This is a genomic window from Microvirga sp. 3-52 (assembly GCF_018383585.1).
GTDB lineage: Bacteria > Pseudomonadota > Alphaproteobacteria > Rhizobiales > Beijerinckiaceae > Microvirga.
The window spans coordinates 245,053-267,656 of sequence record NZ_JAHAMK010000002.1 but is presented as its reverse complement, the minus strand read 5'-3'; the positions used below and the strand labels follow the sequence as shown (position 1 = coordinate 267,656).

The 22,604-nt window shown below is 64.5% G+C and carries 18 protein-coding genes; 10 read left to right on the top strand and 8 right to left on the bottom strand.

Annotated elements, in window-relative coordinates; all coding sequences use genetic code 11:
• Nucleotides 1–3: 3 nt before the first annotated feature.
• The 7 genes from KHP60_RS03205 to KHP60_RS03175 all read right to left on the bottom strand — a co-directional run bounded on the left by KHP60_RS03205 (nt 4) and on the right by KHP60_RS03175 (nt 8,171).
• Entirely contained in the window at nt 4–1,797 is a 1,794-nt protein-coding gene (locus KHP60_RS03205; RefSeq protein ID WP_213562122.1) for a gamma-glutamyltransferase family protein, read from the bottom strand.
• 27 nt (nt 1,798–1,824) lie between these two features.
• Complete coding sequence (locus KHP60_RS03200) at nt 1,825–2,700, bottom strand: ABC transporter permease (RefSeq protein ID WP_213562121.1); 876 nt, start codon at nt 2,698–2,700, stop codon at nt 1,825–1,827.
• Nucleotides 2,697–3,644 carry an ABC transporter permease gene (locus KHP60_RS03195; RefSeq protein WP_213562120.1) on the bottom strand — a complete coding sequence of 316 codons (948 nt, stop codon included), beginning with the start codon at nt 3,642–3,644 and terminating at the stop codon, nt 2,697–2,699. The genes KHP60_RS03200 and KHP60_RS03195 overlap by 4 nt, the downstream gene beginning before the upstream one ends.
• A gap of 70 nt (nt 3,645–3,714) precedes the next feature.
• The gene (locus KHP60_RS03190; RefSeq protein ID WP_213562119.1) at nt 3,715–5,214 is read right to left on the bottom strand and encodes an ABC transporter substrate-binding protein; all 1,500 of its coding nucleotides are present in this window, start codon (nt 5,212–5,214) and stop codon (nt 3,715–3,717) included.
• A gap of 41 nt (nt 5,215–5,255) precedes the next feature.
• On the bottom strand, nt 5,256–6,356 hold the full coding sequence (locus tag KHP60_RS03185) for an ABC transporter ATP-binding protein (protein WP_213562118.1): 1,101 nt from the start codon (nt 6,354–6,356) through the stop codon (nt 5,256–5,258).
• The gene (locus KHP60_RS03180) at nt 6,353–7,387 is read right to left on the bottom strand and encodes an ABC transporter ATP-binding protein (RefSeq protein ID WP_213562117.1); all 1,035 of its coding nucleotides are present in this window, start codon (nt 7,385–7,387) and stop codon (nt 6,353–6,355) included. Before KHP60_RS03180 ends, KHP60_RS03185 begins: the two co-directional genes overlap by 4 nt.
• 16 nt (nt 7,388–7,403) lie before the next feature.
• Nucleotides 7,404–8,171: a FadR/GntR family transcriptional regulator gene (locus KHP60_RS03175; RefSeq protein WP_213562116.1), complete on the bottom strand. Its 768-nt coding sequence runs from the start codon at nt 8,169–8,171 to the stop codon at nt 7,404–7,406.
• Between the two features lie 333 nt (nt 8,172–8,504).
• Between KHP60_RS03175 and KHP60_RS03170 the strand changes: the two genes are divergently transcribed.
• The 10 genes from KHP60_RS03170 to KHP60_RS03125 all read left to right on the top strand — a co-directional run bounded on the left by KHP60_RS03170 (nt 8,505) and on the right by KHP60_RS03125 (nt 21,554).
• A complete protein-coding gene (locus tag KHP60_RS03170) occupies nt 8,505–9,113 on the top strand; it encodes an ANTAR domain-containing response regulator (RefSeq protein WP_213562115.1) in 609 nt (202 codons plus the stop codon).
• 37 nt (nt 9,114–9,150) lie between these two features.
• Nucleotides 9,151–10,413 (top strand): CmpA/NrtA family ABC transporter substrate-binding protein, encoded by a 1,263-nt coding sequence (locus KHP60_RS03165; RefSeq protein WP_213562114.1) that lies wholly within the window; start codon nt 9,151–9,153, stop codon nt 10,411–10,413.
• A 388-nt stretch (nt 10,414–10,801) separates the two neighbouring features.
• On the top strand, nt 10,802–12,094 hold the full coding sequence (locus tag KHP60_RS03160; RefSeq protein ID WP_213562113.1) for a CmpA/NrtA family ABC transporter substrate-binding protein: 1,293 nt from the start codon (nt 10,802–10,804) through the stop codon (nt 12,092–12,094).
• Between the two features lie 18 nt (nt 12,095–12,112).
• Nucleotides 12,113–13,015, top strand: coding sequence for a nitrate ABC transporter permease (gene ntrB, locus KHP60_RS03155; protein WP_213562112.1), 903 nt, complete (start codon nt 12,113–12,115; stop codon nt 13,013–13,015).
• A gap of 12 nt (nt 13,016–13,027) precedes the next feature.
• Entirely contained in the window at nt 13,028–13,822 is a 795-nt protein-coding gene (locus KHP60_RS03150) for an ABC transporter ATP-binding protein (RefSeq protein ID WP_213562111.1), read from the top strand.
• A gap of 11 nt (nt 13,823–13,833) precedes the next feature.
• Nucleotides 13,834–16,284 (top strand): nitrite reductase large subunit NirB, encoded by a 2,451-nt coding sequence (gene nirB, locus KHP60_RS03145; protein WP_213562110.1) that lies wholly within the window; start codon nt 13,834–13,836, stop codon nt 16,282–16,284.
• Nucleotides 16,281–16,613, top strand: coding sequence for a nitrite reductase small subunit NirD (nirD, locus tag KHP60_RS03140; RefSeq protein ID WP_213562109.1), 333 nt, complete (start codon nt 16,281–16,283; stop codon nt 16,611–16,613). Before nirB ends, nirD begins: the two co-directional genes overlap by 4 nt.
• Before the next feature lie 9 nt (nt 16,614–16,622).
• Entirely contained in the window at nt 16,623–19,283 is a 2,661-nt protein-coding gene (locus tag KHP60_RS03135; protein WP_213562108.1) for a nitrate reductase, read from the top strand.
• Nucleotides 19,255–20,730, top strand: a complete 1,476-nt coding sequence (gene cysG / locus KHP60_RS03130; protein WP_213562107.1) for a siroheme synthase CysG — start codon at nt 19,255–19,257, stop codon at nt 20,728–20,730. Before KHP60_RS03135 ends, cysG begins: the two co-directional genes overlap by 29 nt.
• A 2-nt stretch (nt 20,731–20,732) precedes the next feature.
• On the top strand, nt 20,733–21,554 hold the full coding sequence (locus KHP60_RS03125) for a uroporphyrinogen-III synthase (RefSeq protein ID WP_213562106.1): 822 nt from the start codon (nt 20,733–20,735) through the stop codon (nt 21,552–21,554).
• Here KHP60_RS03125 and KHP60_RS03120 read toward each other — a convergent pair.
• Complete coding sequence (locus tag KHP60_RS03120; protein ID WP_213562105.1) at nt 21,541–22,422, bottom strand: SDR family oxidoreductase; 882 nt, start codon at nt 22,420–22,422, stop codon at nt 21,541–21,543. The two genes, KHP60_RS03125 and KHP60_RS03120, sit on opposite strands and share 14 nt — an antisense overlap.
• Nucleotides 22,423–22,604 lie beyond the last annotated feature (182 nt).

The window sequence follows — 22,604 nt, the reverse complement described above, 5'->3', positions numbered from 1 at the left end:
TCCTCAACGACCGACCGCGTAGGCCTGCATGAGGCGCGGCGTAGCGGCGCCGTGCAGCAATCCATCCTTGTCCCGGCTTGCCGCGACGAGGCGACCGACCGTCCAGGCAGGCGCGACCTCGACTTCATGGCCGCGTGCGCGCAGTTCGTCGAGCACCTCGGCGCCATAGGTCTCCTCGGCCATGAGGTGGCCGGGCTTCTGCTCGCGCGGATAGAACGAGGAGGGGAAGTGCGCCGTGTGCGACATCGGCTGGTCGATGGCTTCCTGCAGGTTCAGGCCATGGTGGGCATGGCGCAGGAAAAGAAGGAGCTGCCACTGCTCCTGCTGGTCGCCACCGGGTGAGCCGAAGACCATGTAGGGCTGGCCGTCCTTCTCCGCGAGGGTCGGGGTGAGCGTCGTGCGCGGGCGCTTGCCCGGCGCGAGGCTGGCCGGCAGGCCCTCTTCGAGCCAGAACATCTGGGCGCGCGAGTTGAGCATGAAGCCGAGCTCGGGAATGACCGGCGAAGATTGCAGCCAGCCGCCCGAGGGCATGGCGGCGATCATGTTGCCGAAGCGGTCTACCACGTCGATATGCACCGTATCGCCGCGACGTGCCGACCGCATGGAAGCAAGCGTCGGCTCGCCGCCCGTCACCTCCCGGTTCGTCGTCGAGAGGTTGCGCAGGGCCTCAAGGGTGCGGTCGACCTGGGTCTCGTAACCTTCGATGCGGCCGGGGCGCAGTTCGAACGAGGCCTTGTCGCCGATGAGCTTGCGACGCTCGTCGTTATAGGCATCCGACAGCAAGGTCTCGATGGGAACATCCACGAAATCAGGATCACCGTAATAGGCTTCGCGGTCGGCAAAGGCGAGTTTCTTGGCCTCGGTAATGATGTGGATGAACTCGGCGCTGGTCGGCCCCATGGCGGCGAGATCGAAGCCCTTCAGGAGCGCCAGTGTCTGCAGGAAGACCGGGCCCTGGCCCCAGGGCCTGATCTTGTTCACCCGGTAATTGTGGTAGTCGTAGGTCTGGGGAGCGTCGTAGCTTGCGGACCACTTTGCCATGTCATCGCCGGTCAGCACGCCGCGGTGGCGTGAGCCGCTCTGGTCCATGACTTCGGTCTTGCGCACGAAGGCATCGATGGCCTCGGCCACGAAGCCTTTGTAGAAGGCGTTGCGCGCCGCTTCGATCTGGGCCTCGCGGTCACTGCCCTTGGCCTCGCCCTCACGGATGATGCGCTTCCAGGTATCGGCAAGCTGCGGGTTGCGGAAGAGCTGGCGGGGCTTCGGCACCTCGCCGCCGGGCAGGAATACGGCAGCGGAGGTCGGCCATTCGGTTTCGAAGAATTCCTTGAGGCCCTTGATGGTGTCGGAGACGCGCGGCAGCAGGGGATGACCCTGCTCGGCGTAGTAGATGGCAGGCTCCAGCACCTCCCTCAGCGAGAGAAGGCCATGGTCGCGCAGAAGCAGCATCCAGGCATCGAATGCGCCGGGCACGACGGTGGCGAGCATGCCGTTGCCCGGGATGAGCTTGAGGCCCTCGTTCCTGTAGTGCGCGATGGTGGCGCCTTTCGGGGCCGTGCCCTGGCCGCAGAGCACTTCGATCTTCTTGGTCTTGGCCGAGTAGAACACCGCAGGCACCTCACCGGATGGGCCCACCAGATGTGGTTCGACGACCTGAAGCACGAACGCGGAGGCAACGCAGGCGTCAAAGGCATTGCCGCCTTTCTCGAGCATCGACATGCCTGCCGCGGAGGCGAGCCAATGGGTCGAGGTGACGATGCCGAAGGTGCCGAGGATCTCTGGCCGGGTCGTAAACATATGTCTCATCCGAAGTTGGTGTTATTGTTACTGTTCGCGGGGATCGAGCGCATCGCGCAGGCCGTCGCCGAGGAGATTGAATCCGAGCACGATCAGGAAGATCGCCGAGCCGGGGAAGATCGACATCCAGGGAGCCTGGTCCATGAAGTTCTTCGCCGTGTTGAGCATGGAGCCCCAGGAGGGATTGGGCGGCTGCTGGCCGAGGCCGAGGAAGGACAGGCTCGCCTCAGCGATGATGGCGGTCGCGATGGTCAGCGTACCCTGGACCAGGATCGGCGGCAGAACGTTCGGGAGAACGTAGCGCACCAGGATCCAGAAATCGGGCAGACCGATGGCGCGCGCGCCTTCCACGTAATCCTCCGCTTTCACGGTCAGCACCTGTCCGCGGGTAAGGCGGATGAAGATCGGCATGGCGGACAGACCGATGGCGATCATGGCGTTGGTGAGGCTCGGCCCGAGAAATGCCGCGAGCGCGATGGCGAAGATGAGGAAGGGGATTGCCAGCATGGCGTCGGTGGCGCGGGAGATCGCGGCATCGATCAAGCCGCCGAAATAGCCGGCGACGAGGCCGAACGGCACGCCAAGCACGATGGCGATGAAGACTGAAACGACACCCGCCATGATCGAGGCACGGGCGCCCCAGAGCATGCGCGAAAACACATCGCGCCCGAGTTCGTCCGTGCCGAACCAGAACAGAGCCGACGGCATCTTCCGGATGCTGGTGAAGCTCGGCTTGATCGGGTCGTAGGGCGCGAGATAAGGCCCAATGAGGGCAGCGAGAACGAAGAACAGGACGATGGCGCCGCCGAGTACGGCACTCTTGTTCTTCAGGAACTTGGCGAGGACGCGGCTGCGCTTCTTGGGCAGCGCGACCTCGTCGGCGATAGCGGCTGTGGCGGTCATGCGGCGTGCCTCAGGCGGGGATTGACGAGGACGTAAAGGACATCGGCCAGAAGGTTCATGAAGATGAAGCCGACGGCCGTACAGAGGACGACGCCCTGCACCACCGCGTAGTCACGATTGAACACCGCATCAACGATGAGCTTGCCGAAGCCCGGGATGGTGAAGATCTGCTCCGTGAGGACGGCACCCGCCAGCAACTCCCCGAAGAGCAGGGTAGAGAGCGTCACGATGGGCACGAGCGCGTTGCGCAGGGCGTGCTTCAGGATAACCTTCCGGGACAGAAGTCCCTTGGCGCGGGCGGTGCGGATGTAGTCGGACCGCATGACGCCGAGCATGGCGCTGCGGGTGTGGCGCATGAGGCTCGCGGCTAAACCCGTGCCGAGCACGAAGGCCGGCATGAGCATGGTCTTGATGTTGAGCCATAGATCCTCGGTTGGCGGCACATAGCCGGAGGCGGGCAGGAGCTGCCAGCGCACCGAGATCAGCATGATGAGCATGATGCCGAGCCAGAAATTGGGAATAGACAATCCCGACAGGGCGATCACGTTGGCCGTGTAGTCGACCGCCGTTCCCTTCTTCACGGCCGAGATGATGCCCGTGGGAATGCCGATGGCAAGCGCCACGATCATCGCCATGATGGCGAGCTCGAGGGTCACGGGCAGCTTGCTGAGGATCAGGTCGAGCACCGGGATGTCGGTGCGTAGGGATATCCCGAGATTGCCGGTCAGTGCGGAGCCGATCCACGCGAAGTACTGCACCGGGATGGGATCATCCAGGCGGTACTTCTCACGCAGATAGGCGAGCACCTGCGGGTCGCGCTCCTCGCCTGCCATGGTGAGAACCGGGTCGCCGGGCAGAAGCTTCTGCAGGGCGAAGACGAGGAGCGACACGATGATCAGCGTCGGGATGGCAATCAGTATTCGTCGTCCGATGTAGCGCAGCATCAGCTCGTGGAACCCATATCAAAGAAGGGCAGGGGTGTGCCCGGTCATGAAACCGGGCACACATTGTCGTTCAGGAGGCGAACTTCACGCCCTGCAGGCGGATCATGCCGTCCGGATAGGGCTTGAAGTTCTGGACCTTCTTCGTGTGAACGAAGGGCCAGGGCTGGTAGTAGGTGTAGATGATCGGCAGGTCCTGCTTCAGGATTTCCTGTGCGGCATCGTAGAGCTGCTTGCGCTTAGCCTCGTCATTGGTGACGCGGGCATCGTTCAAGAGCTTGTCGACCTGCTCGTTGCAGTAGCGGCCGTCGTTGAGCGCACCCTTGCAGGTGACGAAGGCGTGGATGTTGCCGTCCGGATCGACGCGCCCGGACCAGCCGATCACGTTCACGTCGAAATTGCCGGCCTGAGCCTCCTTCTGCATGGCGGCGAACTCGGTCGGACGCAGCGAGATGTCGAAGCCGGCCTCGGCCGCCATGGCCTGGATGATTTCGGCGATCTGCTGGGTCGTGGTGCTCGTGCCGAAGGTCAGCTCGAACTTCACCCGGTCGACCCCGGCCTCCTTCAGAAGCTGCTTGGCCTTTGCGACGTCGCGGGTGGTCGGACCGAATTTCGGATTGTTGTAGGGGCTGGCCTCCGGGAAGGGCTGCCCGGCCGGCGGATAGATTCCCGCTCCGACCACCTCGTTGATGACGTTGCGGTCGATGGAGAGTTCGAAGGCTTGCCGGACGCGCTTGTCCTTGCCGAGGGGGCTCTTGGCGCGCTCGCCGTTGTTGGTGTTGATGGTCAGGCCCTGATAGCCGATGCCCGAGACCGGCGCGAAGACCAGGTTGGCGTCGCTTTTGGCCGCGGGAACGTCGCTCGGCGCCAGGCGCTCGATAAGGTCGAGATTGCCCGAGCGCAGGTTGGCGAGACGCACGGTCGTGTCCGGAATGGGCTGGAATACGATGCGCTCGAAGTTGAAGTTCTTGGCGTCCCAGTGGTCGGCGAACTTCTCCAGCACGATGCGGTCGTTCTGTACGCGCTCGACGAATTTGTAGGGGCCCGAGCAGACCGGCTTCTGGCCGAAATCGGCTGAGGTCAGCGCTTTCGGTGACATGATCATGCCGGCGCGATCGGAGAGCTGGGAGAGCAGGGTCGCATCGGCGCGGGAGAGGTTGACCTTCACGGTCAGATCGTCGACCGCCTCGACATTGTCCACGGAGGTCAGCTCGCTCTTGCGCAACGAGTCCGGCAGGGTGCGGGCGCGGTCGATATTGGCCTTCACGGCAGCCGCATTCAGTGGCTCACCGTCATGGAATTTCACCCCCGGACGCAGCTTGAAGGTCAGCGACTTGCCGTCGTCGCCCCATTGCCATTCGGTGGCGAGTTCGGGTGTGAACTTCAGGTCGGGCGTGATGTCGACGAGCTTGTTGCACAGCGACGTGAACACGATGCGCCCGACGAAGGTGCGCGCGCGGTGCGGATCGAGCACATCGGGATCTTCGTTCAGGCCGATGCGCAGGGTTTGTGCAGAGGCCGCGGTGGTCATCATGAGCCCGGCGGCCAAGGCAAGGAGCAGTCTCTTCTTCATTCTGTCGTCCTCCAATCGTCCTCTGGATATCGTCTTCTGGTTCAGGGGCTCGTCGCGACGGGCTTATCCTGCCGTTCGCGCCAAGTTCGGTAGAGCGCCAGGCGCTTGGCGAGCGCAGCGCTCGGGGGTGGTGCGCTGATGGAGCCGGCGCCCGATCCCTGGATTTCCCGCCAGAAATGGCAGGCCACCTGCCGACCATCGGGCGCGGCTTCAAGAGCAGGGTGCTGCTCCTTGCACACCGCACGGGCATGGGGGCAGCGGGTATGGAAGCGGCAGCCGGACGGCGGCGCGGCCGGACTCGGCACGTCGCCCTGGAGCAGCGCCTTCGGCTGGCGGTTCGTCGGGCTCGGAACCGGGATCGCGGCGAGCAGCGCCTGGGTGTAGGGATGCAGTGGATTGTCGAAGAGCGCATCCGTGTCCGACAGTTCCACGATCTCTCCGAGATACATCACGGCGACTCTGTCGCTCATGTGACGGATGACGGCAAGGTCATGCGCCACGATGACGAGGGTCAGGCCGAAACGGTCCTTCAGATCCTCGAGCAGGTTGATGATCTGCGCCTGGATCGACACGTCGAGAGCCGAGACCGGCTCGTCGCCCACGATCAGCTTCGGATCGCCCGCGAGCGCCCGGGCGATGCCGATGCGCTGGCGCTGGCCGCCGGAGAATTCGTGCGGATAGCGGTCCGCATGGGTCGGCAGCAGGCCGACCGTGTGCATGAGATCGGCCACGCGCTCGCGCTTCTCCCGCCCGGCGGCGAGATTGTGCAGCCAGATGGGCTCGGCGATGATGTCGCCTACGTTCATACGCGGGTTGAGCGAGGCGTAGGGATCCTGGAAGATGATCTGCAGCTCGCGCCTCAGCTTCCGCAACTCTCTCTTGTCGAGCTTCAGAATCGAGCGGCCCTCATAGCGCACGTCGCCGTCAGTCGCCTCGATCAGGCGCAGCAGGAGGCGCCCCAAGGTGGACTTGCCACAGCCGGACTCGCCCACGACGGCGAAGGTCTCACCGCGCCGAATGCTCAGCGATACGCCGTCGACGGCTCGTACGATCGTCGGCGAGGACAGCAATCCGCCGCCGCCGAAATGCTTCTTCAGATCGATGCCTTCGAGGATGATGTCGTCCGGGGCCATCAAGCTCATAGGTCGGCTCCACGGTGAACTTCGAGAGGGGCATACCAGCAGCGTGCCCGATGACCGGGCTTGATCTCGGCGAGAGGCGGCGGATCGTTGGCGCAGTGGCTGTCTGAGAACGGGCAGCGCGGTGTGAAGCGGCAACCCTTGGGCATCAGCTCCGCCGGCGGAACGGTGCCGCGGATCGTGGCGAGCCGTCCCTGACGACGGCCGAGCGATGGGACTGAACCCATGAGACCGATGGTATAGGGATGCTGCGGATCCTCGAAGATCGCGTCCACCGAACCACTTTCGACCACGCGCCCCGCGTACATCACCGCAACCTCGTCGGCGACTTCCGCCACCACGCCGAGATCGTGGGTGATGAGGATCATGGCCGTGCCGGTCTCCTCCTGCAGACGGCGGATGAGGGTGAGGATCTGCGCCTGAATCGTGACATCGAGGGCCGTGGTCGGCTCGTCGGCGACGAGGAGCTGCGGATCGTTGGCCAGCGCCATTGCGATCATCACGCGCTGGCGCATGCCGCCGGACATCTCGTGCGGATAGGCGCGCAGGCGCTTCTCGGGCGCGGGAATGCGCACCTTCTTCAGCATGTCGAGCGCCCGCTCCATGGCTTCGGCCTTGGACACCCTACGGTGGCGGACGATGCCCTCCGCGATCTGGTCGCCGATGGTGAAGGCCGGGTTGAGCGATGTCATCGGCTCCTGGAAGATCATCGCTATCCGGTCGCCACGCAGATCCGCCCGCTCCCGCTCGGTGAGCGTCAGCAGATCCTGGCCATCGAACAGGGCCGAGCCCGCCACGATCCGTGCCGGAGGCGTCGGCAGAAGCCCCATGAGCGCAAGCGAGGTTACGCTCTTGCCGCAGCCGGATTCGCCGACGACGCAGAGGGTTTTGCCCTTGCTCACCGAGAAGGACACGTCGTCGACAACGTTCACGCCCTTCGGCGCGCCGTCGAAGCGAACGGAAAGCCCCTGAACATTCAGCAAAGGCGGCTCCGCTGCCAACCCGACTTTACCTGGGCTGTGTGTGTCGGTCATCGATTGCTGCGCTGCCTCAAGTCCCATGGAGACATTGATCCTCGGTGTTTGCGGATATTGCTGCTTCTGAATCCTTGCCGTCGGGCAGGGGGCTCGTCATGACTTTCAAAAGCCCGTCGCGCACAAGCTCAAGGTGTTCGCGCATGGCCTGTTCCGCCGCATGGGCTTCACGCTGGGCGATGGCTGCGATCACGCGCCGGTGCTGATCCACATAGGCCTGCTGACGGGCGCCTGAGCGGGCGCGCTCGCGCAGGAGTCGCCACGTGGCATCCTGGCGGATCCGGTCGACCATGTCGAAGATCGCCAGAAGAAGCGAATTGCCGGCAACCTCGGCAATGGCCCGGTGCAGGGCGCTGTCCCAAAGCTCTCGGCCATCCGCGTCCGACATCGAGGCGGTCTTGTTGGCGAGATGCAGAAGCCGCTCGATATCGCCGTTCGAGGCACGCAGGGCTGCGAGCCGGGCCAGCGCCGGCTCGATTTCCAGGCGCACATCCATGACCTCGAGCGGGTTGGTCCGTTTGGACAGTTCTTCGAGATCGGCATGCGCTTCGGGTGGGCGTGGCCCGAGAAAGGTGCCCTTGCCCTGGTGGCGCCAGATCCGTCCTTCGGCCTCCAGCACCTCGAGGGCCCGCCGCAGCGCGCGCCGGCCGATGCCGATCTGCGCCGCCAGCACGCGCTCCGAAGGCAACCGCTGCTCCTTGTCGAAGGGGTTGTCCTCCAGGAGAGCCCGAAGCCGCCCGAGGGCGAAGTTCGAGCTGTCCGGCAATGGATCGGGGTTGGACATGAAATCCGGCTCCCTACGAAGCAATCTTGCTGAAAAATCCGAAGCTGCGATCCATTGTTTCGTCGCTCAGGCCCTGAACGAAACAAGGCTAGCCCAAAGCCGAACCAATTTGCAACTGGTTCAGTGATGGTTCTCTGTTCAAACCTTGCTGGTTCATTGATCAAAAGGGTGAAAAGGGCCGCGATCACACTCTGCCAGTCCTTCACCGTTTGCCTAAAGTTTACGCGTCGAGGGCGCGCATTTCGGGAAACGCCCAGAGCGGACGGTTTGGCCCGGAACTTGCTTCAGGTCTTCGATATTGGTTCACCCTTCGCAGCGAGAGCTTTCAGGAATTTGACCAAACACACACAGCCCGGTCAGCGGCCCCTCCGCGTTGCGATCATCGAGGAAAACAGCATCAGGGCGGCCATTCTCGTCGATGGACTGCAGGAAGCCGGAATCGTCGACCTGGAAGTCATCGACACGATGACCAACATGCTCCGGCGCCTGAGCACCGTCGATCCGGACGTGATCATCATCGGCATCGAGAACCCGAGCCGCGACGTCCTGGAGCAGATGTTCCAGGTCTCGAAGCTGGTGTCCCGGCCGGTGGCGATGTTCGTGGATCGCTCCGACGGATCCATGATCCAGGCTGCGGTCGAGGCCGGCGTTTCAGCCTACGTGGTCGATGGATTGCGCAAGGAGCGGGTGAAGCCCATCGTGGACATGGCGGTGAGCCGCTTCAATGCCTTCGACCGTCTGCAGCGCGAGCTTCTGGAGGCTCGCAGCGAACTGGCATCCCGCAAGGTGATCGAGCGGGCCAAGGGCATTCTCATGAGAACCAGGCAACTCTCGGAGGAGGAGGCTTATGGTCTTCTTCGCCAGACCGCCATGAACGAGAAACGAAAGCTGGTCGACATCGCCCAGAGCGTGGTGACAGCCGCTTCCCTTCTGGAGAAATAAGCGCGTGTGGGATTTCGAAGAGGTGGGGAGCAGCCCCATGCATCAGGCCGGGTCGGTGGATGATACTCCTTCCAAAGTGCGGAGGCGTCCCGCCCCCGAGCGCCTGGTCCGTGTCGGGTTCGTTCCCCTCGTCGATATGGCCGTCCTTGTGGCCGCCGTTGAGCAGGGCTTTGCCCGTCGAGAAGGCATTTGCCTGCAATTGATCAAGGACGTCTCGTGGTCCAACATCCGGGACCGGCTCGCGTTCCGCCAGTTCGACGTCGCACAGATGCTGAGCCCGATGCCGATCGCATCGCAACTCCATCTCGGATCCAACCCCTATCCCTGCTTTACGCCCTTCGCCCTCGGACGTGGCGGCAACGCGATCACGCTCTCGGTCGAACTCTATCGACAGATGCAGGCTGTCGCCGGTCTCGATGGTTCCGAGGACGCGCTCACGAACGGCCTGGCCCTGAAACAGGTGGTCGAGCAGAGAAGGCGGGCCGGCAGGAAGCCTCTCGTCTTCGCCATGACCTATCCCTTCTCCTCTCACAATTACGAGTTCCGCTTCTGGCTCGCGGCGGCAGGGATCAATCCCGACACCGACGTGACCATGACGATCGTCCCGCCTCCGCTCACGGTCGATGCCATGACGGCGCGAGCCATCGATGGCTTTTGCGTCAATGCTCCCTGGAACATGATCGCGGTGGAAAAGGGTGTCGGGCGCATGGTGGCGACCAAGGCCGATATCTGGCCCTCCGCGCCGGAGAAGGTGCTGGGTGTCAGCCCTGAATGGGCAGAGGAGAATCCTGAGACCCTGTCACGCCTTATCGTAGTGCTCGATGCCGCAGCCCGCTGGTGCGACGACGAGCGGAACCACGACGACCTCGCGGGCATGATGTCGGATCCGGCCTATGTCGGTGTTCCATCCGAGCTGATCCGGCGCCTGCTCTCCGGTCGATTGACGGTCGATCCCGACGGCAGAACGAGACAGGTGGAGAATTATCTGACGTTCCACGATCGGTCGGCGAACTTCCCCTGGATCAGTCAGGCGCTGTGGATCTACAGCCAGATGGTGCGCTGGGGACAGGTCGCCTATGACGTGGCCGGTCTTTCCCAGGTTCAGGCTGCCTATCGCCCAGACATGTACAGGGAAGTTCTTGGGAGCCTGGGCCACTCCGTACCCTCGATCGACAGCAGGATCGAGGGTTCGGGGTCGGAGAGGTTGATCGACGGCCGGAGCTTCGCGCCCGAGGACATTCCCGGTTACGTCGCAGGTTTTGAGATCCGGAACGGGATCAGCGCTTCGGTTGCCGAATAGGCATTGCACCGCACACAACAAAGGCGCACTGCACAAATTATGACCTTGAGGAAGATATAGGCAGTCTGTACCTTTTCTAGATGAGAGGCCGGGGACGATGTCCCAACTCCTCTCGACCATAGGCCGGTCAACGATGACAGGCCGCTGATGCCTCTCAGAAGGGGCGTTTCCCGACAACGACGTCGCTGGATCAGCTGTACCCGCATCGATGCGGAATTCAGTTCATCTCGCGGCGTTTTTTGCGTTTCGGCCGGGTCTGCATGACCCGGCAACGGGCGGTCTGTGTCCGCGGTTGAGCCTCGTGGCTTCCGGCAGATCGATCTCGACGAAGTTTCATTAGCACTCGTTCGGCGCAACGGCGCTTGGCGGCAGGAGCAGGGGAAGCACGATGCAGACACCGAAGATCACCCGCCGAGACGCGCTTCGCAGTGTCAGTGCAGCCTTGACGCTGGCTGCGGCAAAAGCGGCTTTCCCCGGCGGCGCTTTCGCGCAGAGTGCCGAGCCTGAGACGAAGACCGTCAAACTGGGCTACATCGCGCTCACCGACGCAGCCGCTCTGATCATCGCCAAGGATAAGGGCTTCTTCGCCAGGCACGGCTTGCCGGATGCGGAGGTGCTGAAGCAGGCCTCCTGGGGCGCGACCCGCGACAACCTCGTCCTGGGCTCGGAAGCCAACGGCATCGACGGTGCGCATATCCTCACGCCGATGCCTTACCTGATTTCGACTGGAAAGGTGACGCAGGGCGGCGTGCCGACGCCGATGTACATCTTGGCCCGGCTGAACCTCGATGCGCAGGCGATCTCTGTTGCCGCTGAATACAACGGTCTGAAACTCGGGCTCGACTCATCGCCGCTGAAGGACGCCTTCGCAAAGAAACGTGCAGCGGGCGGCGATCCGAAAGTCGCCATGACCTTCCCAGGTGGTACGCACGATCTCTGGCTTCGTTATTGGCTCGCAGCCGGCGGCATCGACCCCGACAAGGACGTGTCCACCATCGTGGTGCCGCCGCCCCAGATGGTCGCCAACATGAAGGTCGGCACCATGGATGCCTTCTGCGTCGGCGAGCCGTGGAACGCGCAGCTCATCAACCAGAAGCTCGGTTATACCGCGGCCAACACCTACGAGATCTGGAACAAGCATCCGGAAAAGGCTCTCGGTCTGCGCGCCGCCTGGGTGGACAAGCACCCGAAGGCGGCCCGAGCCCTGCTCATGGCCGTGATGGAAGCGCAGGCTTGGTGCGACAAGCTCGAGAACCGCGAGGAGATGTGCAGGATCGTCGGCACCCGCGCCTGGTTCAACGTTCCGGTCGCCGACATCCTGCCGCGCCAGAGGGGCGAGTACGATTACGGCATCGAGGGCAAGGTCGTGAAGGACTCGCCTGGGATCATGAAGTTCTGGCGCGATCACGCCTCCTTCCCGTTCAAGTCGCACGATCTCTGGTTCATCGCCGAGAACATGCGCTGGGGCAAGTTCGACACGAACACCGACGCCAAGGCCCTCGTCGACAAGATCAACCGCGCCGATCTCTGGCGTGAGGCGGCCACGACGCTCGGTGTCGCCGCAACCGACATTCCTGCCAGCGACAGCCGCGGCAAAGAGACCTTCTTCGACGGCAAGGTGTTCGATCCAGAAAACCCCCAGGCCTATCTCGCAAGCCTGCCCATCAAGCGCATTGCGTAACCGTCGGAGAACAGGCTCATGGTTCATTCCGCCCGCGTCGTGGCACTTCCCAATTTGAAGACCGCGCCGCCTGCCCAGCAGGCAGTGCTCCATCCGCTGGCGCCGAAGCCGGTCAGCGTTCTCTCCCGCGTGGTGCGCATCGGCACCGGCATCGTCACGCAATTGGCTCCGCCCGTTCTGACCATCGCGTTCCTGCTGATCCTCTGGCAGATGCTCGCTTCGAGCCCTACCTCGGCGCTGCCGAGCCCAATGAGGGTGATCGGCGAGAGCTGGGAGATCATCGTCGATCCCTTCAAGGTCGGCAACGGCATCGACCAGGGTCTCTTCTGGCACGTGACCGCATCTCTGGTCCGCGTCGCCTACGGCTATACCCTTGCAGCCATCGTGGGCATCGGAGTCGGCGTCCTGCTCGGCCAGTCGACGCTCGCCATGCGCGGTCTCGATCCGGTGTTCCAGGTTCTGCGCACCATCCCGCCGCTGGCCTGGCTGCCGCTGTCCCTCGCGGCCTTCCGCGACGGGCAGCCTTCCGCAATTTTCGTGATCTTCATCACGAGCGTGTGGCCGATCCTGATCAATACCTCAGTGGGCATCCGCAACATCCCGCAGGATTATCGCAATGTCGCCAAGGTCCTGCGCCTGTCGCCCATCGAGTTCTTCACGCGCATCATGGTGCCGGCCACCGTGCCGCACATGTTCACCGGTCTTCGGATCGGCATCGGCCTGTCCTGGCTCGCCATCGTGGCAGCCGAGATGCTGATCGGCGGCGTCGGCATCGGCTTCTTCATCTGGGACGCGTGGAACTCATCCCTCATCTCCGACATCATCGTGGCCCTGGTCTATGTGGGCGTGGTCGGCTTCGTGCTCGACCGCTCCATCGCGGCCATCGGCCATCTGCTCACCCGCGGCACCGCCGCGCAGTAGGGAGACGGCACCATGGCTTATCTCAAGATCGACCACGTCGGCATCGCCTTCCAGCGCGCCGGCGCCACGACCGAAGTGCTGCGGGATGTGAACCTCTCCATCGAAAAAAGCGAATACGTCTCGATCATCGGCCATTCCGGCTGCGGCAAGTCGACGGTGCTCAACATCGTAGCCGGCCTCCTGGAGCCGAGCCAAGGCGGGGTGCTCCTGGAAGGCAGGGCCGTGAGCGGACCGGGGCCGGACCGAGCCGTCGTGTTCCAGAACCACTCGCTGCTGCCCTGGCTGACCGTGCGCGAGAACGTGGAGCTTGCGGTCAACAAGGTCTTTCGCGGCAAGAGATCGAAGGCGGAGCGCCGGGACTGGACCCGCCACAATCTCGAACTGGTGCATATGGCCCATGCCGAAAACAAGCGGCCGCACGAGATTTCCGGCGGCATGAAGCAGCGCGTGGGCATTGCCCGGGCGCTCGCGATGGAGCCGAAGATCCTGCTGCTCGACGAGCCGTTCGGCGCTCTCGATGCGCTGACCCGCGCGCATCTCCAGGATCAGGTCATGGAGATCCACGGCCGGCTCGGCAACACGATCATCATGATCACCCACGACGTGGACGAGGCGGTGCTGCTTTCCGACCGGATCGTCATGATGACGAACGGGCCGGCGGCCACCATCGGCGAGGATCTGAGAGTCGATCTGGAGCGCCCCCGTCGGCGCCTCGAACTCGTCGGCAATACCACCTACAACGATGCCCGTGCGGCCGTGCTGGAGTTCCTCTATGCGCGCCACCGGGCTCCGACACTCGCAGCGTGAGGAGAGTGACGATGCCCAAGAAGCTGGTCGTCATCGGCAACGGCATGGCCGCCGGCCGTGCCCTGGAGGAACTGTTCGAGCGGGCGCCCGGCGCCTACGAGGTCACGATCTTCGGCGCCGAGCCGCGCGTAAACTACAACCGCATCATGCTCTCACCCGTTCTCTCGGGCGAGAAGGCCTATGAAGACATCTTGATCCATGACGATGCCTGGTACGAGACCCACGGCATCACGCTCCATCGCGGCAAGCAGGTCGTCGAAATCGATCGTGCCGCCAGGCGCGTGACCGCGGCGGATGGAACGGCTGCCGATTACGACCAGCTCCTCGTCGCCACCGGGTCGATGCCCTTCGTGGTGCCGATCCCCGGCGCCACCCTGCCGGGCGTGGTCACCTATCGCGACCTCGACGACGTCAACAAGATGCTCGAGGCGGCGCAAAAGGGTGGACACGCCGTCGTCATCGGCGGTGGCCTGCTCGGACTCGAAGCGGCGGCCGGCTTGAAGGCGCAAGGCATGGAGGTGACCGTTCTGCACCTCATGCCGACCCTGATGGAGCGACAGCTCGATCCCTCGTCCGGCTACCTGCTGCAGAAGGCCTTCGAGGACCGCGGGATCGCCGTGCGCTGCAAGGCCAATACCCATGCGATCCTCGGCGAGACCCATGTCACCGGCGTTCGGCTCGACGACGGAACGGAACTGCCAGCGGACATCGTCGTCATGGCCGTCGGCATCCGGCCGAATGCGGGGCTGGCGAAAGAGGCGGGGCTCGAGACCAACCGGGGCGTGCTCGTCAGCGACGACATGCGCACGAGCGATGCCGATATCTTCTCGGTCGGCGAATGTGTCGAGCATCGCGGGCTCTGCTACGGCCTCGTGGCGCCGCTGTATGAGATGGCGAAGGTCGTCGCCGCGCAGCTCGCCGGCGAGGAGGCGGCCGCCTATACCGGCTCCGTCACGGCCACCAAGCTGAAGGTCACCGGCATTGATCTGTTCTCGGCCGGCGATTTCGGCGAGGCCAAGGATCGGCAGGATATTGTCCTGCGGGATGCGGCGCGCGGTGTCTACAAGCGGCTCGTTCTCAAGGAGAACCGCATCGTCGGCGCGGTGCTCTACGGCGAGACGGGCGATGGCTCCTGGTTCTTCGATCTCCTGCGCAAGGAGACGGATGTCACGGAACTGCGCGACACCCTGATTTTCGGTCAATCCTACGTCGGAGGCGCTCCCCTGGACCCTACGGCGGCCGTTGCAGCCTTGCCGGATGATGCGGAAATCTGCGGCTGCAACGGCGTCTGCAAGGGCAAGATCGTCCAAACCATCACCGGCAAGGGGTTGAGCACGCTCGCCGAGGTGAGGGCGCACACGAAGGCCTCCGCGTCCTGCGGCACCTGCACTGGCCTCGTCGAGCAGGTGATGGCCCTGACGCTCGGGGACAAGTTCGCGAAGTCGGCGGTCGAACCGATGTGCGGCTGCACCGATCTCGGCCATGACGACGTGCGCCGTCTCATCCGGGCGGCCGAGCTGAAGTCGATCCCGGCCGTGATGCAGGAACTGGGATGGAAGACCTCCTGCGGCTGCGCCAAGTGCCGCCCGGCCCTGAACTATTATCTGCTGTGCGATTGGCCGGAGGAATACGAGGATGATGGCCGCTCCCGCTTCATCAACGAGCGCGTCCACGCCAACATCCAGAAGGACGGCACCTATTCGGTCGTGCCGCGCATGTGGGGCGGATTGACCAACCCGCGTGAACTGCGCGCCATCGCGGACGTGGCCGAGAAATACAACATCCCGACCGTAAAGGTCACGGGCGGCCAGCGCATCGATCTTCTCGGCGTGCGCAAGGAGGATCTGACGGCCGTCTGGGCCGACCTCAACGATGCTGGCATGGTCTCGGGCCACGCTTACGCCAAGGGCCTGCGCACGGTGAAGACCTGCGTCGGCACGGAGTGGTGCCGTTTCGGCACCCAGGATTCCACCGGCCTCGGCGTCAAGATCGAGAGATTCATGTGGGGCTCCTGGACGCCGGCGAAGGTGAAGATGGGAGTCTCCGGCTGCCCGCGGAACTGTGCGGAATCGACCTGCAAGGATGTGGGCGTGATCTGCGTCGATTCCGGCTACGAGATCCACTTCGCCGGTGCGGCTGGTCTTCACATCAAGGGCACGCAACTGTTTTGCAAGGTCCCCGAAGAGGATGAATGCATCGAGGTCATCGCGGCCCTGACGCAGCTCTATCGCGAGCAGGGGCACTATCTCGAGCGCATGTACAAATGGGCCGACCGGGTCGGCGTTGAATCCATTCGGGCGACCGTGGTCGACGATCTGACGAGGCGCCAGGCCCTCTACGAGCGCTTCGTCATCTCCCAGCGCACGGCGCAGATCGACCCCTGGGCCGAGCGGGTGGCCGGGCGCGACGCGCACGAGTTCAGGCCCATGGCCAACTTCACCCTTGCGGAGGCAGCGGAATGAGCGAGTGGATCGACGTGGGCGCGGTCGATGACGTGCCGGTTCTCGGATCGCGGGTCGTTCAGGCGCCGGGCGGCGACATCGCGGTGTTCAAGGCGGCGGACGGAACGCTCTTCGCGCTGCGTGATCGCTGCCCGCACAAGGGTGGGCCGTTGTCCCAGGGGATCGTGCACGGCCATTCCGTGACCTGTCCGCTGCACAACTGGGTAATCAGCTTAGAAAGCGGCGAGGCGCAGGGGGCGGACCATGGCTGCACCCATAAAATCCCGCTGCGGATCGAGGGCTCGCGCATCCTGCTCGCGGCCTCGGCTCTCATGGCCCGCGCTGCCTGAGGAGGAAGAATGGCGAGCGGCACCCCGACCCGGACCACGTGCCCCTATTGCGGCGTCGGCTGCGGTGTTCTGGCGACGCCGCAGGAGGATGGCTCGGTCGCGATCAAGGGGGATGAGCAGCACCCGGCCAATTACGGCCGCCTCTGCTCGAAGGGCTCGGCTCTGGGCGAGACGCTGAGTTTCGACGACAGGCTGCTCTATCCTGAAGTCGACGGCCGCCGTGCGGCATGGGATGAAGCGCTCGATCTGGTGGCGCGGCGCTTCTCCGAGACGATTGTCGAGCATGGACCTGAATCGGTGGCCATCTACGGCTCGGGCCAGCTGCTCACCGAGGACTATTACGTCGCAAACAAGCTGATGAAGGGCTTCATCGGCGCCGCGAACATCGACACGAATTCCCGTCTCTGCATGGCCTCGTCAGTGGCGGGCCACATGCGCGCCTTCGGGTCCGATACCGTGCCCGGCACCTATGAGGATCTGGAGGAGGCCGATCTCGTCGTTCTCGTCGGCTCCAACATGACGTGGTGCCATCCCGTCCTGTTCCAGCGCCTCCTCGCCGCTCGCGAGCGGCGAGGCACCAGGATCGTGGTCGTCGACCCACGTCGCACCGTGACGGCGGAAGCCGCCGATCTGTATCTGGCGATCGCACCCAATTCGGATGTCGCGCTTTTTCTAGGCCTGTTCGATCATCTCGACCGGATAGGCTTGTGCGACAGCGCCTATGTCGGCCGACACACCGCGGGCCTCGGCGAGGCGCTAGGGGCGGCGCGGGAATGCGGTTTTCCGGGTGCGCTTGGCGCAACCCGCCTCCCGGCCGAACAGTTGCGCGAGTTCTATACGCTCTGGAGCCGCTCGGAGCGCGTCGTGACCGCCTATTCGCAGGGCGTGAACCAATCCGTCGTCGGCACCGACAAGGTCAACGCCATCATAAACTGTCACCTGTTCACCGGCCGCATCGGACGTCCCGGCATGGGGCCGTTCTCGCTCACCGGACAGCCCAATGCCATGGGTGGGCGCGAGGTCGGCGGTCTGGCAAACATGCTCGCCGTGCATCTCGATATCAACAGCCCGCGTCATCGCGAACTGGTTCAATCGTTCTGGGGCAGCCCCGGCATCGCGGAGCGTCCCGGCCTGAAGGCGGTCGACCTCTTCCGCGCGATCGGTGAGGGACAGGTCAAGGCGATCTGGATCATGGGCACCAATCCGGCCGATTCTCTGCCGGATGCGGATGCGGTCCAGGAGGCTCTCCGGGCGTGCCCGTTCGTGGTGGTGAGCGACGTCACCCGCACCGATACGACACGCCATGCCCATGTTCTTTTTCCGGCAGCCGGCTGGGCGGAGAAGAGCGGCACGGTGACGAATTCCGAACGCCGCATCTCGCGCCAGCGCTCCTTCCTGAAAGCTCCGGGCGAAGTACGGCCCGACTGGCGCATCATCTGCGACGTTGCCGCCCGCATGGGATTTGCCGAGGCGTTCGATTACCGGTCGCCGGCGGAGATCTTCCGCGAGCATGCGGCCCTGTCCGGCATTGCCAATGCCGGAACGCGCGACTTCGACATATCGGCATGTGCCGAGCTGAGCGAGAGCGCTTACGACGCTCTGGCGCCGTTTCAATGGCCGCGCAGGCAGGGTGACATGCTCGACAGCGCGACGACACGCTTCTTCGCGGAGGGCAGCTTCTACACGCCTGACAGGCGAGGGCGGTTCGTCCCGACGCCGGTCGCGCTGCAAGCGATTTCGCCGGAATTCCCGCTGATCCTCAACACGGGCCGCATCCGCGATCAGTGGCACACCATGACGCGCACGGCGAAGACGCCGCGCCTGATGAGCCATTACGCGGAGAGCTTCTGCGAGATCCATCCGGAGGATGCCGAGGACGCCGGAATTGCGCCCGCCGCCCTCGTGCGCATCGTGAGCCCACGAGGCGCAGCCGTCGTCCGCGCCCTCGTGACGGAGCGGCAGCAGAAGGGCAGCGTCTTCGTCCCCATGCACTGGACGGACCAGCAGACAGCGCAGGGACGCATCGGCGCGGCGGTTCATCCATCGGTCGATCCGATTTCCGGTCAGCCCGGTCTCAAGTTGTCCGGTGTGCGCATCGAGCCGTTCGATGCCGCTTGGTACGGCTTTGCCGTCCTGCGCAACAGGCCCGAGGCCATCGCGGCGGATTATTGGGCGCTGGCCAAGGCCGAGGGTGGCTGGCGCATCGAGCTCGCCGGCACCGAGCTGGTGGAAGATTGGGCAGACTATGCCGCCGGCCTGATCGGCAGCGGCGAGGACCTGGAGACGCTGTCGTATAGCGACCAGGACCAGGCCAGCTTTCGGCTCGCGACGTTCTCGGGCGACGCATTGCTGGGCGCGCTGTTCGTCGCGCCGCAACCGGTCGCCGTGTCGCGGACATGGGCGGTCGAGCACCTGTGCGCGGCTGAAATTCGCGGAACCGAGCGCCTTCGTCTGCTGAGCGGGCGTCCAGGCGCCGATCAGGCCGATCCCGGTCCTATCGTCTGTGCCTGCTTCTCGGTCGGCGCGAACCAGATCGCGGCGGCTGTCGAGAATGGCGCTGAAACCGTGGACGAGGTCGGCCAATCCCTGCGTGCCGGCACGAATTGCGGCTCATGCCGCGTTGAAATCAGGAGGTTGATCGATGCTGCAGCCCTTAAGAAAGCCGTCTGAGGCGGAGCCGGGTCGGCTCGGCCGGTTGGCTAAGCTGCCGGTCTTCTTCGACCTGAAGGATCGGCGCGCGGTTCTCGTCGGCGGATCGCCCGGTTCGGCCTGGAAAGCGGAACTGCTCGCCGCTGCCGGAGCTCATGTGGACATCTATGCCTTGGACCCATCTGCCGAGATGGACGCATTGCTGTCGCGCGGTGCTGCCGAAGGCTCGCTCACCCTGTATCGAGCCGATTGGTCCGCCGATATTCTGACCGATGCCGTTCTCGCCGTTGCCGATCTCGACGATGAGGACGAGGCGGGAGCGTTTGCTGCAGCTGCCCATGAGGCGGGAATACCGGTCAACGTGGTCGACAAGCCCGGCTACTGTGACTTCCAGTTCGGATCGGTGGTCAACCGTTCGCCCGTCGTCATCGGCATTTCCACGGATGGCGCGGCGCCGATCCTGGGCCAGGCGATCCGGCGCAGGATCGAGACCCTGCTGCATCCGTCCATCGCCTCCTGGGCGGCCGTCGCTAAGCATTTGCGCGAGCGCGTCATGTGGAATCTGTCTCCAGGCATGGCGCGGCGTGCCTTCTGGGAGCGCTTCACGGATCTCGCCTTCCAGGGCAGAGCGCCGGAAAGCTCCGGCGATACCGTACAGACGGTGATGGATCGTATCGCATCCGAGCCGACACAAAGGGTCGGTCGTGTGACGCTCGTCGGCGCCGGGCCCGGGGATGCGGAACTGCTGACGCTCAAAGCGATGCGCGCCCTCCAATCCGCGGATGTCATTCTCTTCGACGATCTCGTGTCCGAGGACGTGCTTGAGCTCGCCCGCCGCGAGGCGAAGCGCCTCATGGTCGGCAAGCGGGGAGGGCGTGCCTCCTGCGCCCAAGGCGACATCAACGATCTGATGACCCGTCTCGCTCTCCAGGGAAAGCAGGTGGTGCGGCTCAAGTCGGGCGATCCGATGGTCTTCGGCCGCGCCGGAGAGGAGATCGAGCATCTGGAGAGCGCCGGCGTTCCCGTCGACGTGGTGCCGGGCATCACCGCCGGCATCGCCCTGGCATCCATTCTCGGCGTGTCGCTCACGCATCGCGACTTGGCGCAATCGGTCCGCTTCGTGACGGGATGCGCGAAGACCGGGCGGCTTCCGAGCGGTCTCGACTGGCAGGGACTGGCCGATCCGAGCACCACGACGATCTTCTACATGGCGGGCGGCACGGCGGGCGCCATTGCCGAGCGCCTGATCGAGGCGGGATGTTCGCCAACCCTGTCTGCCGTGATGGTGTCCAACGTATCGCGGAGCAACGAGCGTTGGGCCGGCCCGATCGCGGATCTCGGCCGGGCCAGCGAAAGGCGCGACCCGACGAAGCCCGTCATCATCGGTGTCGGCCGCGTGTTCAAGCGAGCTGTCGAAGCAGACGCTTCGGGGCTCGACCATCCTCTCATGCTCAACGCGACGGCTTGATCATGCTGGATGGACGCCGCATCGCCGTGCCCGAGAGCCGGGAACTCGATCTGTTCACACGCATGCTCGAGCGGCATGGCGCCGTCGCCATTCGCTGCCCGCTCGTGTCGATCCACGACGCGGAAGATTCCGCCCCGGTCGACGCCTGGCTCGACCGGCTCGTCGAAGGCCTGCACGACATCGTGGTTCTCTACACCGGAGAAGGCTTGTCCCGCCTTCTGGGCTTCGCCCGCCGGAGGGGGATAGAGGCGGAGGTGATCTCCGCACTGAGCAAAACTCTCAAGATCGCTCGCGGCCCCAAGCCGGCCAAGGTCCTGCGCGGCGTCGGCCTCGTGCCCGATGTGATGGCCGAGGAACCGACGACGGCCGGATTGATGAAGACCCTGTCAACACTCCCCGTCCAGGGAAAGCGCATCGGCGTTCTGCTCTATCCGGGCGGCGAGGAGGCTTTGCCGAACTTTCTCGAAGCGGCAGGGGCGCAGGTCGATCCCGTCCTGAGCTATCGCTATGCCTCGGATGAGGAAGACGGGCAGGTCGTCGCGTTCGTTCAGGAACTCGCCTCCGGAACCGTCGACCTGATCGCCTTCACCAGCACCGCGCAGGTGCGGCGGCTGCAGGAGGTCGCGCGACGCTTCGGCCAGGAAGCGCATCTCGACGCGGCCATGCGGCGGACCCTGATCGCCGCCGTCGGACCCGTCACGGCGGCGGCTGTGGAAAAGGCAGGCTGGCCTGTCGGCGCGATGCCGCAGGACAGCTATCACCTCAAGCCGCTGGTGATGGCCTTCGGCAGGAAGTTGTCGGCGGCTCACATCAGCCCCGCGTGATCCCTTCGCAGGCCTCGAGAAGGGCCTGCAGACCCTCGCGATAGGTCGGGTAGCGAAGCGTCACGCCGAGTTCCGTCCTGATGCGCGTGTTCCGGACGCGCTTGTTGTCCGAATAGAAGGAGCGCGCCATGGGTGTCTGGTCGGCCTCCTCGAACGGCACCTCCGGCGGAGGCTCGCGGCCGAGCAGGTGAGCCGCATAGGCGATCACATCCTGCGGCGGGCCCGGCTCGTCGTCCGCGACGTTGTAGATCGCGTTCCGGCTCGGACGCTCGATCGAGGCCATCAGAACCTGCGCGATATCGGTCGTGTGGATCCGGTTGAACACCTGGCCCGGTTTGACGATGCGCTTGGCAGTGCCGGCGGCGACCTTCACCAGGGCATTGCGGCCCGGGCCGTAGATGCCGGCCAGCCGGAAGATCTGCACCGCGAATGGGGCGCTCTCTCCGAGCGCGAGCCATTGCCGCTCGGCGGCGATGCGATGGTGGGAGCGGACGGTCGCGGGATTGGGCGGGGTCGTCTCGTCCACCCAGGCGCCGTCCGCATGGCCATAGACGCCCACGGTCGACAGGTAGCCGATCCAGCGCAGATCGGGAGCGGACGCGATGGCGTCGGAGAAATGTTCCAGCACCGGATCCGCCTCACGCACGGGAGGCACGGACACGAGCAGCGCATCGGCACGGGCGATCCGGTCAGGAATGCCGGGATCGTAATCCGCGCCGTCGAACCGGTAGGCCTCGATGCCTTCCGCCTCCATCGCCCGAGCTTTCTCCGGCGAGCGCACGGTACCGGCGATTGCGCTGAAACGCTCGCGGTACAGGCTGAGGAACTGGCGGACCGAATAGCCGAGACCGAAGACGAACAGGTTCATGAGACCAATGAATATGGAGATGCGGGGGATCCAGGAAGACCCTAGCGTTACCGACCGGGCCCAGCAATCGGCAATCCTGAACGCCATCGGGAATTCTGTTTCGTGCAACCGAGCTTCCGTATGGGCCGCTTGATCAAGGCCTATCCTTCGGTCCATAACGTCGAGCCGAAACGGGCCAGGCT

Coding starts and splice junctions, on each gene's coding strand:
- KHP60_RS03205 (WP_213562122.1), bottom strand. CDS start 1,797: ATGTTTACGACCCGGCCAGAGATCCTCGGCACCTTCGGCATCGTCACC.
- KHP60_RS03200 (WP_213562121.1), bottom strand. CDS start 2,700: ATGACCGCCACAGCCGCTATCGCCGACGAGGTCGCGCTGCCCAAGAAG.
- KHP60_RS03195 (WP_213562120.1), bottom strand. CDS start 3,644: ATGCTGCGCTACATCGGACGACGAATACTGATTGCCATCCCGACGCTG.
- KHP60_RS03190 (WP_213562119.1), bottom strand. CDS start 5,214: ATGAAGAAGAGACTGCTCCTTGCCTTGGCCGCCGGGCTCATGATGACC.
- KHP60_RS03185 (WP_213562118.1), bottom strand. CDS start 6,356: ATGAGCTTGATGGCCCCGGACGACATCATCCTCGAAGGCATCGATCTG.
- KHP60_RS03180 (WP_213562117.1), bottom strand. CDS start 7,387: ATGACCGACACACACAGCCCAGGTAAAGTCGGGTTGGCAGCGGAGCCG.
- KHP60_RS03175 (WP_213562116.1), bottom strand. CDS start 8,171: ATGTCCAACCCCGATCCATTGCCGGACAGCTCGAACTTCGCCCTCGGG.
- KHP60_RS03165 (WP_213562114.1), top strand. CDS start 9,151: ATGCATCAGGCCGGGTCGGTGGATGATACTCCTTCCAAAGTGCGGAGG.
- KHP60_RS03160 (WP_213562113.1), top strand. CDS start 10,802: ATGCAGACACCGAAGATCACCCGCCGAGACGCGCTTCGCAGTGTCAGT.
- ntrB (WP_213562112.1), top strand. CDS start 12,113: ATGGTTCATTCCGCCCGCGTCGTGGCACTTCCCAATTTGAAGACCGCG.
- KHP60_RS03150 (WP_213562111.1), top strand. CDS start 13,028: ATGGCTTATCTCAAGATCGACCACGTCGGCATCGCCTTCCAGCGCGCC.
- nirB (WP_213562110.1), top strand. CDS start 13,834: ATGCCCAAGAAGCTGGTCGTCATCGGCAACGGCATGGCCGCCGGCCGT.
- nirD (WP_213562109.1), top strand. CDS start 16,281: ATGAGCGAGTGGATCGACGTGGGCGCGGTCGATGACGTGCCGGTTCTC.
- KHP60_RS03135 (WP_213562108.1), top strand. CDS start 16,623: ATGGCGAGCGGCACCCCGACCCGGACCACGTGCCCCTATTGCGGCGTC.
- cysG (WP_213562107.1), top strand. CDS start 19,255: ATGCTGCAGCCCTTAAGAAAGCCGTCTGAGGCGGAGCCGGGTCGGCTC.
- KHP60_RS03125 (WP_213562106.1), top strand. CDS start 20,733: ATGCTGGATGGACGCCGCATCGCCGTGCCCGAGAGCCGGGAACTCGAT.
- KHP60_RS03120 (WP_213562105.1), bottom strand. CDS start 22,422: ATGAACCTGTTCGTCTTCGGTCTCGGCTATTCGGTCCGCCAGTTCCTC.